Source organism: Novipirellula herctigrandis (assembly GCA_007859835.1).
In the GTDB taxonomy this organism is placed as follows: domain Bacteria; phylum Planctomycetota; class Planctomycetia; order Pirellulales; family Pirellulaceae; genus Novipirellula_A; species Novipirellula_A herctigrandis.
In genome coordinates this window covers 2,454,550-2,467,437 of the sequence record SJPJ01000001.1, presented here as the reverse complement: position 1 = coordinate 2,467,437, position 12,888 = coordinate 2,454,550, and the positions used below count along the sequence as shown (strand labels likewise).

General features: G+C 54.5%; 15 protein-coding genes. 8 read left to right on the top strand and 7 right to left on the bottom strand.

Going from position 1 to position 12,888, the window contains the following annotated elements; all coding sequences use genetic code 11:
• Positions 1–2 precede the first annotated feature (2 nt).
• From CA13_RS09060 to CA13_RS09045, 4 genes are read left to right on the top strand one after another with little or no spacing between them, the layout of a single operon-like run.
• Entirely contained in the window at positions 3–1,496 is a 1,494-nt protein-coding gene (locus tag CA13_RS09060; RefSeq protein ID WP_419194114.1) for a DUF6896 domain-containing protein, read from the top strand.
• Positions 1,493–2,152 (top strand): phosphatase domain-containing putative toxin, encoded by a 660-nt coding sequence (locus CA13_RS09055; protein ID WP_146395682.1) that lies wholly within the window; start codon positions 1,493–1,495, stop codon positions 2,150–2,152. The genes CA13_RS09060 and CA13_RS09055 overlap by 4 nt, the downstream gene beginning before the upstream one ends.
• Positions 2,149–3,204, top strand: a complete 1,056-nt coding sequence (locus CA13_RS09050) for an ADP-ribosylglycohydrolase family protein (RefSeq protein ID WP_146395681.1) — start codon at positions 2,149–2,151, stop codon at positions 3,202–3,204. The genes CA13_RS09055 and CA13_RS09050 overlap by 4 nt, the downstream gene beginning before the upstream one ends.
• A complete protein-coding gene (locus CA13_RS09045; protein WP_146395679.1) occupies positions 3,201–4,088 on the top strand; it encodes a M28 family peptidase in 888 nt (295 codons plus the stop codon). Before CA13_RS09050 ends, CA13_RS09045 begins: the two co-directional genes overlap by 4 nt.
• Before the next feature lie 2 nt (positions 4,089–4,090).
• Here the strand turns inward: CA13_RS09045 and CA13_RS09040 are convergent, their stop codons facing one another.
• Positions 4,091–4,345, bottom strand: a complete 255-nt coding sequence (locus tag CA13_RS09040; RefSeq protein WP_146395677.1) for an indolepyruvate ferredoxin oxidoreductase subunit alpha — start codon at positions 4,343–4,345, stop codon at positions 4,091–4,093.
• Positions 4,346–4,439: 94 nt separating this feature from the next.
• Between CA13_RS09040 and CA13_RS09035 the strand changes: the two genes are divergently transcribed.
• Positions 4,440–5,927, top strand: a complete 1,488-nt coding sequence (locus tag CA13_RS09035; protein WP_146395675.1) for a protein kinase domain-containing protein — start codon at positions 4,440–4,442, stop codon at positions 5,925–5,927.
• Here the strand turns inward: CA13_RS09035 and CA13_RS09030 are convergent.
• On the bottom strand, positions 5,891–6,229 hold the full coding sequence (locus CA13_RS09030) for a hypothetical protein (RefSeq protein ID WP_146395673.1): 339 nt from the start codon (positions 6,227–6,229) through the stop codon (positions 5,891–5,893). The genes CA13_RS09035 and CA13_RS09030 overlap by 37 nt on opposite strands.
• Positions 6,226–6,585: a hypothetical protein gene (locus tag CA13_RS09025; protein ID WP_146395671.1), complete on the bottom strand. Its 360-nt coding sequence runs from the start codon at positions 6,583–6,585 to the stop codon at positions 6,226–6,228. Before CA13_RS09025 ends, CA13_RS09030 begins: the two co-directional genes overlap by 4 nt.
• 71 nt (positions 6,586–6,656) lie before the next feature.
• Between CA13_RS09025 and CA13_RS34945 the strand changes: the two genes are divergently transcribed.
• Entirely contained in the window at positions 6,657–7,034 is a 378-nt protein-coding gene (locus CA13_RS34945) for a hypothetical protein (protein WP_419194113.1), read from the top strand.
• Here CA13_RS34945 and CA13_RS09015 read toward each other — a convergent pair.
• On the bottom strand, positions 7,031–7,417 hold the full coding sequence (locus CA13_RS09015; protein WP_146395669.1) for a hypothetical protein: 387 nt from the start codon (positions 7,415–7,417) through the stop codon (positions 7,031–7,033). The genes CA13_RS34945 and CA13_RS09015 overlap by 4 nt on opposite strands.
• Before the next feature lie 18 nt (positions 7,418–7,435).
• Here CA13_RS09015 and CA13_RS09010 point away from each other — a divergent pair, with 18 nt between their 5' ends.
• Positions 7,436–8,176 (top strand): hypothetical protein, encoded by a 741-nt coding sequence (locus CA13_RS09010; RefSeq protein WP_146395667.1) that lies wholly within the window; start codon positions 7,436–7,438, stop codon positions 8,174–8,176.
• Positions 8,177–8,273: 97 nt separating this feature from the next.
• On the opposite strand, the gene CA13_RS09005 is transcribed toward CA13_RS09010, so the two are convergent.
• The 3 genes from CA13_RS09005 to CA13_RS08995 form a co-directional block, all read right to left on the bottom strand.
• Complete coding sequence (locus CA13_RS09005; RefSeq protein WP_146395666.1) at positions 8,274–10,034, bottom strand: DUF3800 domain-containing protein; 1,761 nt, start codon at positions 10,032–10,034, stop codon at positions 8,274–8,276.
• Positions 10,035–10,136: 102 nt separating this feature from the next.
• On the bottom strand, positions 10,137–10,949 hold the full coding sequence (locus CA13_RS09000) for an ATP-grasp domain-containing protein (protein WP_146395664.1): 813 nt from the start codon (positions 10,947–10,949) through the stop codon (positions 10,137–10,139).
• Between the two features lie 95 nt (positions 10,950–11,044).
• Positions 11,045–11,392, bottom strand: a complete 348-nt coding sequence (locus CA13_RS08995; protein WP_146395662.1) for a hypothetical protein — start codon at positions 11,390–11,392, stop codon at positions 11,045–11,047.
• A gap of 186 nt (positions 11,393–11,578) precedes the next feature.
• Here CA13_RS08995 and CA13_RS08990 point away from each other — a divergent pair, with 186 nt between their 5' ends.
• Positions 11,579–12,325 carry an AAA family ATPase gene (locus tag CA13_RS08990; RefSeq protein ID WP_146395660.1) on the top strand — a complete coding sequence of 249 codons (747 nt, stop codon included), beginning with the start codon at positions 11,579–11,581 and terminating at the stop codon, positions 12,323–12,325.
• The last annotated feature ends 563 nt before the right edge of the window (positions 12,326–12,888 follow it).

Below are 12,888 nucleotides of genomic sequence, written 5' to 3'. Positions count from 1 at the left end.
CCATGAAAAGAAAATGTATCCCGCCCGTGCACTCGAACTTATACCAAATTCTAAAGCATCGTTTGAACGTCGTGCTGAATGGCGGCGGGCGAGACGATCTACATCTACAAACGTTAATTGAGTCACCGATTGGGTTGTCACCGTGGGATGGCTGGCTCGTACTGTGTTTGATTCGACACCGCGGACGTCAGCAGTTCCTTCTTGAGAACATGCGAGCGCGACTCGATGGCGATCCAGAGGTAATCGCCAGGGCAGGTGCGATGGGGCATCCAGACAGGCCACGCGTCGGACTCGTGCCAGGCGACACCGACTGGGAGTATCGATTTCATGGGCGCGGTTGCTGCATGACCCATCGCGTGACCGGCGAGGACATCGACGTCGATTTCCATGATGAGACCGCCGATTGGATCGGTCGATACTTCTTTGTGAAGTATCTCGAGTCGTTGCAACGTCCAACATTCGTCGAGAAACGGATTTGCGAACTCTATCCGTCCGCACGCTCGGTTAACGTCGGTATCGATGAGTTGTTTGAGCGAGGAATCTTGGAAGCTGGAGAGTATGGAGCGTCATTTCGACTAGCGATCCCTTGGGAAGAGCTGTGTGATCTGCTCGACCAGATTGAGTGGCGGTGGCACCAAGCTGGGACTCAAACTTTGGCTGCGGCTGCGATGTCTGATTGGGCGCGGCTGTCTGAGGCTAGAGCAGATTTGGCGGATCGGGCTGATGCGTGCCTTCGGGAGAAGTGCGACGATCTTCAGCAGCGTTTCCTCGCCGAGCAATGCTCCTCCGATGCTTTGACACTGCTTGCTGATTTGAATGCACCCAACCTGGAGGCTTGTTTGGGGCATGCATTGAAATGGCCACCATCGGGAGTCTTGTCGGCTGCGATTGATATTGTCGAACGCAAATCGCTTTCCAATCGATGGAGCACACAGTTGAGAGAGATCGTCAATCGAGTTGACCCGAATGGCGAGCTCCCCTCACCCTATATTTGGAACACTGCCTTGAAGTTGCTGATCCGGCTTCACCCAAAAGGCGACTTGGAGAAAGAGTTTTTGCGGCTCAATAGAAACGAGCTGAGTGAAGCGGCGATGTTTGCAATGGAGATGAAGCTACCGTGCGCGATAAACTTGATTCGACGCTCTCTTCGATCTGTGATTCCGAACAACCGGATCGAAATGGCCGCCGTGCTTGCAATCATCGATCTTCCGTGGTGTCACGACGAATTGGCTTGTGTTTTAGCTGAAACGTCAGATCAAGAAATGACAACAGAGTGTCGAACGGCGTTGCTTGAATCTCGAGATGTCGGGGTTCATGCGATCGTTCACAATTGGGAAGCCGACAATCCTTATGATGAACCAGACAACGAGTCCCTAACCATTGGAGATCTTGCTAAGCAACGTCGCGACGTCATTGTCCAATTTGAGATGCAAACGCTGCACGATCGAATCATCATTTTGCGTGATCGTTTCAAACCAGGAGCCGCGGACGAATGAAGTACGGTTTCCTATTCTTGTTGCTGGCGATCGCTATTGGAGTCGCGGCCGTTCGTGGCGGACCGTGGGCGTGGCTGCTCTTTTACCCGGCGTTCTCGTTTGGCGTGGTGGCTGCCGCGTATTGTTTCTCCGCACCCGGCGTATTCGGCAAGCGTTTTGACGGGCGTCGTTCGCGACTTGGGACGCTGTTGGTGCTGCCCTACGTTCTGTACGTGTCGGCAGTGTGGCATGTGGTCCGGTTGCTGTCGCGAGAACCGAAAATCAGCGTCCTGAATGACGATATCGTCTTGTCGCGTCGGTTGCTGGGGCATGAGATGCCGAAGAACATTGCCTCGGTCGTTGATCTGACTTGCGAGTTCACAGAACCGAACGATGGTTGGGATCTTCAGTCGTACATGTGCTACCCGATGCTCGATGGAACCGCGTCGACATCCGCAGAGATTCGTGAACTGGCGGACGAAGTCATCAAAATGCCAAAGCCGGTGCTGATTCATTGCGCCCAAGGTCATGGTAGAACGGGCCTGGTCACCGCGGCCGTGTTGATTGCGTCCGGTGAGGCGCAAACGGCTGGGGATGCCATCGCGATGATCCAAGCGGTTCGTCCCGGTGTCGAATTGAACAAGGCGCAGCGATTGACTCTGGAGCAAATCGGATGAACGACGACGCAATTATCGGATGCATCCTGGGAACCGCCGTCGGCGATGCTCTGGGGTTGCCGTATGAAGGCGTTTCGTCCAAGCGAGCACCGCGATTGCTGGGGCCGCCGGATCGCTACCGTTTTGTCTTCCGACGCGGCATGATTTCCGACGATACAGAACACACCTGCATGGTGGCTCAATCATTGATCGAAGCGAACGGCGATGTGGATCTTTTCGCACGACGTTTCGCGAGTCGGCTGCGATGGTGGATCGTGGCATTGCCCGCGGGAGTCGGTAAAGCGACCGCTCGAGCAGGCATCAAACTCTGGTTGGGAGCCAAGCCCAACAACGCCGGCGTCTTCTCCGCAGGCAATGGTCCGGCGATGCGAGCGGCGATCTTTGGCGCGGCGTTCGACGACCTTCCCAAGATGCTTCAGTTCGTGCGATCTTCATCGCGTTTGACGCACACCGATCCCAAAGCGGAATACGGCGCGATCGCGGTGGCACTCGCCGCTCGACATTCTCGTGACAAAGATTCGGTGAATGCGAACCTGTGGCTGTCTGATGTTGTCGATACCGTGGGCGATGACGGGTCCGAACTGACCGAGCTGCTGCGTCGATCCGTCGACAGCGTGGCGGCCGGAGAGTCCACCAAGGCGTTTGCAGATTCGTTGGCGTTATCGCAAGGCGTCAGCGGTTACACCTACCACACGGTCCCCGTCGCCATTCACGCCTGGTTGTCTCACCCAAAGGATTTCCGGCAAGCGGTCACAGAGATTATCCAGTGCGGAGGCGACGCCGACACGACCGCAGCAATCGTGGGCGGGATCGTCGGTGCCGGCGTCGGTGAAGACGAAGTCCCGCAGGCATGGATCGGCGGCATTTGGGAATACCCACGCAGCGTTGCCTGGATGCGATCACTTGGCAAAACACTGGCCGACACAATTCATGAGAAGCGTCCAGCCAAGCCACCCACCGTCAATCCACTCGCCGTCTTGATTCGCAACGTGTTGTTTCTGTTCATTGTCCTCTTCCACGGCTTCCGCCGACTTGCTCCGCCATACTCATGAATCCCAACCGCGATCAAATCGAAGCCAACCTACGTCTGCATGTCGATCGACTTGCGGGTTTGATCGGTCCGCGCACGTTGCAAAAGCCGAAAACGATTCAAGCCACCATCGGTTACATCGAAGGCCAATGGGCCAAGATGGGGCACACGAACGATCGCGAGTGCTATGACGCTCTCGGCGATAAAGCCACGAACCTGATCGTCGAGCAACCTGGATCGAAACGCCCCGACGAAATCGTGTTGCTTGGTGCCCACTACGACACCGTCTGGACCACACCAGGAGCCGACGACAACGCGTCCGCCGTGGCCGTCCTGCTGGAAGTCAGCCGGCTACTTCGCGAACACACCGGCCGGCGCACCGCGTGCTACGTCACGTTCGCATGCGAGGAGCCTCCGTACTTCATGGATTCAATGGGCAGCCAACACCACGCCCGCCAGTCACGCCAGCGCGGCGACAACATCATCGGCATGTTGTGCTTGGAAATGGTCGGCTACTACAGCCTTCACCAAGGTTCCCAAGCCATTCCGCCAGGCATCCCGAAGGTTCTGCACCGCTTCTTTCCCCAGCGAGGAAACTTTCTCGCCGCCGTCGGCAACATGCCGTCATGGAAACTGTGCTGGCAATTCCGACGAGGTTTCAAACGCGGCACTCGGCGGATGCCACTGTTCTCAATCTGCCTGCCCGAGAAGATCAACGAAATCCGCCTCAGCGACAACAGCTCGTTCTGGGACCAAGGCTATCCAGCCCTGATGCTGACCGACACCAGCTTCCTCCGCAATCCAAACTACCACCAAGCCACCGACACACCCGAAACACTCGACTACCCCCGCATGACCGAAGTCACCCTCGGCGTGGCCGCGGCCATGCGGCGGTTGCTGCGGTAGTATCACTCATGAGCCGACGGACATTCCGCTGACTTCGTGGCATTCAATTCAATGAAGCTTTTCCATTGGTCCGGAACGTCGTCTTCGTAGAAGATCGCTTCGGTCGGGCATTCAGGCACGCAGGCTCCGCAGTCGATGCATTCATCGGGGTCGATGTAAACCATTGCGTCGTCTTCGTGAAAACATTCGACCGGGCAAACCGGCAAGCACGCTTTGTCTTTGCACCCGATGCAGGGTTGGGTAACCACCATTGTCATTCTCGTGTCTCCTAAATTGGGATAGGCTTCCAGCCTGTCGGTATTTCCATCACAGGCAGGATGCCTCTGCCACAAAGGAAGTGAGAAAGCGAGTTTGAAACCGGACACCAGCCAAGAAAAAGAATCTGAAATTGCCCAGTCGATTACGGATCGGCCGGACGGCTGGTTGCTGCGAGAGTGGAAATCAGGCGACGAGCGGGCTGCCGAAGTCCTGTTTGACCGCTACGCCATCCGCTTGGTGGCTTTGGTCGCCAGTCGCCTGAACCGTCGCTACCAGGCCTCGATTGATCCGAGCGAAGTTGTTCAGTCGGCGATGGGCAGCTTCTTTGACGCGGCCCGGCACAGTCGCATTCAAGTCAGCGGCAGTGTTTCGTTGTGGCGTCTCCTCGCTACATTTGCTCGCCGAAAGATGGCTCGTTCGATTGAGCGTCAATCTGCGATCAAACGCGGCGGCGACCAGGTCCAACGCTCGCTCAATAGTGTCGAACCTCAAGTTGTCAGCGACGATGAGCCCGATGCCAACGATGAGGCAGACGCTTTTCTCACGACGTTAAAGGCAGAGCTACCGGACGTTCTGCTTGTGATTGTTGAGGGCCTGCTGGCCGGACAGACGCAGCGGGAACTAGCCGAGTCGCTGGGAATCGACGAACGCACCGTTCGTCGCCGGCTGTCACGCGTTCGAGAACTACTGGACCCGAGTCCCGCCAACGTCGGAAAAACCGCACAGGTGGCGGACAGCCCGCCAACATTGCCGCGAGTGAACTACAACGAGTTCGTGCTCGGCAAACTGATTGGCAGCGGTGGCTTCGGAAAGGTCTACCGCGCTAGCATGCAGTCCGACGACCGCACCGTCGTCGCTGTAAAGTTTCTCCGCAAAGCGTTCTGGAAAAATGAGGGTGCTCGCGAGTCGTTCCTGCGAGAGATCAACATGGCATCCCAAATCAATCATCCCGGTGTGATTCGTTACCTCGGTTACGGCGAATCGCCCCACGGCGGTCCGTACGTCATCAGCGAGTGGATTGACGGACGCTCATTGCAAGACGTCACCAACGTCGCGCCGAAGCAGATCATCAACTGGCTCCGGCAGATCTGCGAAGCCATCGGGGCCGTCCATCAAGCCAGCCTGGTCCACGGCGATCTCACACCAAGCAACGTCCTCGTCGATGCAGACGACCGAATCACGATCACCGACTTTGGTTTCTCACAAGCATCAGCGGATTCATCGTCGCAAGTCCTTGGCGGAACCCTGGGCTATGCCGCCCCGGAGCAAATCGCCCCAGCTTTCGGCTCAATCAGCATCAAGACAGACATCTATGCCATCGGCGGTTTGATCCACTGGCTGCTGTTCCGAACACCACCGAACCCCGGTCTTCGTTTTGAAGAAGCATTGGCGGAAACGCTATCGGGTCACGATCCAGAAGTCCCGACAAGCGAAGCAGTCCCCGACGCACTTCTCCGCATTCTTGCGGACACGCTCCGTAAATCACCCTCGGACCGAACGATCACGATCACCGACATCGTCGCGAAGCTTGATTCAGCCGCCGATCAAGATGAACTCGGGACGAGGATCCTTCCTTGGTAATAGATTGCAAAACCTGAAGCAAACTCGCCAACCGGATCAGCGACAATACGGGCGGCGATCTCTCGCACACGCTGGTCCGAAAAAGCTCGGTGATGACGGAACTCGATAGCGCCAGGTTTGACCATCGCCGCCAATGCGTTCCCCGCCGAATCGTCTTCGTAGTTCAATCCTGGATTTCGGATGTCCCGATGTTCGGTCGTGTAAAGAAAGAAGTGGGCTGCCGCTTCGTTAGCAATCAACTTCATCAAGTAGCCTTCTTCAGCAATCGCCGCTTCGACGCACTCCAGTCCTGAAACATTCATTTAGAACGCTCGCTCTGAAAGAGGCGGTCGCACAACTCTGCCGCAAATTCACTAGTGAACTGGCCACGTCCAGTCAGACGTTTGATCGCTTGATGCAGACTTGAAATCTGTTCTTGATCCACGGCCGCGTAGGCAGTCCCTTCCACTGGGGATCGCGTCCAGATTCCAACCGGGACGCCTTCGCTTTGGACCGCAGCGATGTACGCTTCCGCATCAGGATTTGTCGGGATTCCGTGTTCGCCTACAAGCTGCGTTGGGAATGCAAGAAATGTGTATGGGCAAGCCGAGTCTTCAGCCCGAGTGTCGAAACTGACAAGGGCTTCGAGAGCAATCGGACCGATGTAAATCTCAGACATTGCAATTCGCACGTGATTTCGGAGAACACAGAAACAGCATTCTAACCATTGTCGCTGACCATCGTTATCCGATGTCCTTCCAACCATGTCGGTGGTTCGACTTTGCCGGCGAGTTTGTGAATCACGCTTTCTGGATCACTGGCGGCCCGATCGCCGAGTTGGAGTTGATCTACGTCGAACCACCGATGCGGACGATTCTAAAACAAAACCGAATCATCGGCGAGGAACGAAGGCGATTCCCGCTCGCCCAGATGTTTGTCGTCGCTCGTACCACGGGAGCCAAACAAGTGAGTCGTCCGCGGATACTGCACAAAGTCGCCTCGCGAAGCGCCCAATGTTGCTCTCCATATTCTCGATTGGCATGCCAAATTCACAAAGACACGACTCGAGCAACAAAGTTCGCGAAGCAGGTTAGCCCTTCGCAGAAAAGTAGCGAACCGGCAGCCTAAAACGAGCTTGGAGTACGAAGCGGGCGAAAGTGCGGGGCAGCGATTGGAGTTTGGGGACGAAAACTGATGCGAGCCTCGGCGAGTTTTTCAAACGAACGATTCAAGTCCTTGGCAACAGCCTCAATCAGATCATCGACTTCATCCTGCATCGCCGAAAGTTGATCAACGTTCGCGTGCCCGTTGCAGAACACCTGTCGTGTGCCGTCGGGCACGACGATGCTGCTTCTGAGGTTATCGTCTGAAGCGAGGCGATCAAGAAACTGCTTGAGGCGATAAAGCAACGAAAGTTGCAATTCGCGGGGTGCGATCAGATCTGATGCGGGCATAGCATAGGCGATGCCGACAATGTCATAGCTATCCTCCCGCAAACACGTGAGAGACATCCTAATCCGAGTGAAATCATGGCCTGCCTCCACTGTTCCCATCCGAAGACCATCAAGGCACATCTGATCCCAAGAGCATTCGCAACGCAGGTGCAAACAGGGAAATCACACGCCGTCGTAAAACCGACCGGTGTTTACCGAACTACCCAGTCAGGAATATGGGATCCTGAGATACTTTGCGAAAATTGCGACGGCGTGCTCGGAACTTATGAGAATTACGCGTTGCAGGTTTCCAACGCAATACGCAAGCATGGTTCCGACAAGCCGTTTGCGACAAAAGTGGTAGATGGTGCCAATGTGGACACGATCCTCCGCTTCGCAGCCGGCATTTTGTACAAGTACTCACTAACTCACCGATCAAATGGGAAAATTGATCTTGGCCGCTACCAGGCAGTCTTGGAGCAATTCGTTTTCGATTCCGAAGAGTCTGTTCCGTGCGGACTTGACGCGATTCTTTTTCGTCCCATTCGATTTTGCAACGACGATGCCGTATGCGTATATGGGGCACCCAAGCAGGACAGACAGGCGGGTGTGAATATTTATCGAATGATGCTGGGAGGGCTGATCTACTTCGTCAAGCTTGACAAGAGGGACTTTAACGACGATACGATGCGGCGTCTCGCCGTCAGCGGGAAGACCGGACTGATTTACTGTACAACGCCAACCGATCGCTGGGAGGAGTTCAGCATTCCCAGAAACCAGATAGCAACCAGCGAAAGACTATCAACTTATCTAGAAAGACAGGAAGAAGGCGGATAAGTGCCTCACTTTTATGATTGCCGTACTTCGTTGTGGAGTCGACTAAATATGCAGCTGGAAATCGCTCACGGATCGACTTCGCAATCCGAGAAACCACTCATTGGCCTACTGAAGAAGCGTCTCCAATTGTTTTCTGGAGATCGCCCAGCGCTTCCTCTCGCGTGTCACCCGAGCCACGTAGACCATCTGAGATTCGGATTGCGACGTAATCGCCGGTCCCCATTAGGGCTGAATAGACCATTTCACCATCGAACTCATGTTGCCTGTAGACCTCCGACGCAAGGCCCGTCTGAAACAATCGTTTCGATCGTTGCCAAACTCTCTCCAAGTCATCAGCAAGCCTCTTGATCGGCATGTGGCCATGCGGCTGTGGAAACTGAAAGTAAACCCAATCCGTCCATTGAGAGCCCTGTCGCAACAACTCAATGAATTCGTCCAATTCGGGCGGACCAAACTCGACGACTGAATGACCGACCCAGTCCTGATCCGACAGAAATCCCTCCGCGAGAGCCTTGTCCGTCCAAAGCAAATACATCCGCTGGTCTCGCTGAGTTTGAGCCATGCTGACATCTGGCGGTAACAACAGAACAAGCTCGCGATCCTCGTTCGCAATACTGTAAAACGGTAGGTCAATCTTGATGCGATGATCAGGATGCCCCTTTGGTTTCGCTGCGGATCCTCTTGCAGGCAAGAGAGGGATCATATCGCCAGGCGGAAGTGTCGAAGTCCATCTCGTCTGCTCGGCATGTGAGTTGCTCGACTCATCGGTTTCAGATATTCCCATCTTTTCTCGTATCGCTCCACCGATACGTTTCAGCATCCGCTCGGAGCAAACAGGATTTGCCAATCGAAGCTGAGGGACGTACATCGGCAAAAACGCGAACATGGCAAGTTCCGACTCCTGTACGTGAAGACTCTCCTCTCCAACCAACTTCTTCGCAACGTGCGCGATGCTTCCTGCCAGCAGGTCGGCGGCCTGCACCAGTGGTTGTTGCTCCGACTTCTGAAATTCCAATGTGTTGATGTTACGAATCGCTCCGAAAGGTACATCCATACCTTCCAACTGGAAGCGGTGCTCCTCGGGTGCAGACAAAAAGGATTGAAAAATGCGAGCAAAGTCCGTTTGGTACGGCCCCTGCTCGTCGTGAACGATGCGTTGAGGAGAAATATCGTGCTTTCGACCTAGTTGCTCGATCAACATCGCCATCGAGATCAGGCACGGCGCATTGATTGTTGCCGATCCCTTTCCAAAGGCATCGACGGCGTGGAGCTCTGCCGCGGCGATATCGCCTAGCCGGTCTTCACTGCCGAGCATTAATTCCGCCACCTCAGCATTTACGTGTTCACGACAACTCGCAACAACCCGGCTGAGCACCGACTCAAAACCGGTCTGACTAGGTTCTCGGTAGGAAGCAGCAAATTCGTTCAGAACCGACGTCGGAAGCCGCTCATATAGCGTGTTTGCAATCTCCCTTTTCGCCTCCAGATCGACTCCGAAGTGTCCACGCAATTTTGAACTGTAGTACGGATCGAGAAACGTCTCGACAATTTTCCCGGCAATGCAATATCGCTTCTCAGCCAACACGAACATTGGCACTAACCCGATTTCGCCCAGCTTTGTCATCAGTTCGCAAAGCAGGTACGGCCTTCGCCGAAACATCTTGAACTTTAGGTCGAATGTCTGTGATGAGTGCGCTTGACGGAATCTCTCCATTAATACAGTGGCATCAACGATTTTCCGATCGGGAACGATCCAACCGCCGAGTACATAGAACGGATCTTGTGCGCTGATGTAATTCGGTCCGTCGTTGCCGGATTCGTCAAGATAGATGGTCGATTCAAGTGGCATAAGCTTCATCCCCGTTTGTCAATTCGGTTTCGCAAGAATAGATTCGCTACATTTACCCATGGTTCGCGCAATAAGTTAGATTGGCGTGAGAGGGATCGCCGTCTATTGTTATCATGACTTGTGTTCTTTGATCGCGTAGTCTGACACAGCCGCAACGATCGCGTCCGCGTCGCAATCATACAAGTCCGCTCCGCCAAATGGATTAAGTTCCATCAGACAATACTCGTTACCGACTTGGCAGATATCCAAAACGCACACCGGCGAGGGAGCCTCAAGCGATGACGCGATCTCGTCTGCGAGAGCACGCGGGCCAACGTGGCTACCTCTGTTGGCCGCACTTCTCGTGTTCGCGTCGTAGCCGCTCCCGGCAACAACGCGACCGTCGACTACGACAAACCGCCACTCGCGGCCCACATCGACGATCGGCGCGACAATCACCGGGAGAGTTTCGTCTTCGTAGTAGTAACCGTGATCGAGAGTCTTGAGAGAGATCGAATCAATCTGCAATACTCGACCGCTGAACGGTTTCAGCGGAGAGTCGGGACGAACAAATACCCGATCCGTGCATCCGATCTCGGCTGCGACTACCGCAGCATTGGCGACAAGTTCATTTGCCGGCAAGCAACGCCACCGCCGATGGATCAACCATGAGTTTGCCTGCGGATACCAAGCTGTGCAACAAAACTCGTTGACGGGACAAAACGATCCCGGAAACCAAATCGCTTTCATCTCGATTACGGCGGCATTGCCAAGCGACCCATGAAAGACAATGGGAGTTTCAGGATCAAATTCCGGCGGCTCGTGCAGCCACCAGTCATCTTTCGAGTCGACAATCCGGTGGCCGGCCTCAGAAATAGCTTTTCGCAATTCCCCGTGAGAATTTGGGAACACGTCCGATTCAAGAATCCAGGTTACAGCGGTCATCGTTTCATGTCGCATTCGTGTTCAGATTGGTTGTCAGAAGATTGACCGGAACCAACCGAGCATGGTTCGCTAATTCAAGCGCCAAAGTACAAACGTTAGCAACTTTCAGGCGAGATGCCCAACTGCTTGCCTTGCTCGTCAACCCAATCGAACAGTTCTGTGTTTGAATCGATGCCTGGCCCCGAATCGCGACGGAAATATTCATCGAGTCGCTCGACTGAGCATTCGCAGATTGCTTCTAGCGGATTGGCGGTGCCGTACGGCGGGCCGATGTCCCAGTGAAATTCGGTAAATAGATACCGTCTGCCCATCTTGTGCCGAATTCCCACGAAGCCGCGTTCTTCCTCGCGATAGACGCCAAGATTCAGGTTGCGAGAATAGACACGGTACAGCCAACCATGGCGGCAATCGTCGATTGAAATTCGATCCGGATGCTCTCTCATGCGTCATCCTCTCGTTCGCGTTCGTGCAACGCATCGCCAAGTTGAGCCACGGAGTGGCTAAGTTCGTCGGCTTTAACAAGTCGCTCGAGTCGCCATGCCATATCAGAACTAGGGGTGCAAGAGTTTCGGAATGAATACGGTTATGATTTTAACAGAATTGGTTCAGTTAGGATTTGAGGGCTCGGAATGAGAACATTGAAACGAGGTGTCACACCGGGGCCGTTCATAGAGTCGGTGATTCTGGATCGCAGTCGTATCTACGACCCATTTCATTACGCGTTCAACCTGCCGTCGCTCAAAACGTTCACGAAGCTTGAGCTGCATCCGAAGGTTACGTTCTTTGTTGGTGAGAACGGTTCCGGCAAATCGACGATGCTCGAAGCGATCGCGATTGCCAACGGACTGAACGCCGAAGGTGGCAGCCGCAACATGATGTTTGCGACTCGCGAAAGCCATTCTGAACTGCATAAGGCGTTGAAGCTGCGGCGATATCACGCCTTGGTGCCCGACGCTTGGTTTGTGCGTGCCGAGAGCCTCTTTAACGTCGCGACTGAAATAGAAAACCTCGGCGTCGGCAACAGCTATGGCGACAAGTCACTGCACGAGCAATCGCACGGCGAAGCGTTCATGACGCTGGTGGAAAACCGCTTCGGCCAAGGTTTGTACTTTCTCGATGAGCCGGAGGCCGCGCTTTCACCACAGCGGCAATTGGAATTCTTGATCTTGCTCGATAGCATTGTCGGCCAGGAGTCGCAGTTGATCATCGCGACACACTCACCAATCATCATGAGCTACCCGAACTCTCGAATTTATTCGTTTGGAGAATCGGGCATCCAACCGATCGCCTACGTCGACACAGAACACTACCGCGTCACTAAATCGTTCTTAGAAAATCCTCAACGCATGCTTTCGCATCTTTTGCGTGACGAATGAACCAATTGCATCATAGACCCACACCTTGGAGTCTCGTCGAGTCTCGACTCGCAGATAGAAACCGGCTTATTTGATTCGCATGTTCGGCAAATCGTCCGCCATCACCACAACATGTTATCGGCCAAGCACTTATGCAAATCGCACGGAATAGGCCGGGCTCTCCCGAGCGGTTTGAGCGAGGTTCGGTTTGCTCAACTTCAATTCGGCATGTTGGTTTAATCCGACCGCCGGGTTATCGAATCAGCCGACGTTGGTCTTCATGACCGACGTCGGCTTTTTTCGTGCTTTACCGCAGTCTGGGCAAGGACTTACGTCATCGCTGGCCGGCGAGAGATCTCTTCGAGTGTCTCTGGCAAAGTACTATCCGGCTGCCGGCGAAACGGTCTCTGGGCCGATCTCGGGCAAAGGTCTCTGGTGTCTCTGTACTATTTGACCTCCAGGTTATGAAGTATCTGAGTGCCATCCCGAGAAAGTGGTCAACGTTCCTAGAATCGTCCTAGACGGAGACGTCCGATAGAAAACCATTTTCTTGGATTTCCCAAACCTCCAACTCACTTCCGAGA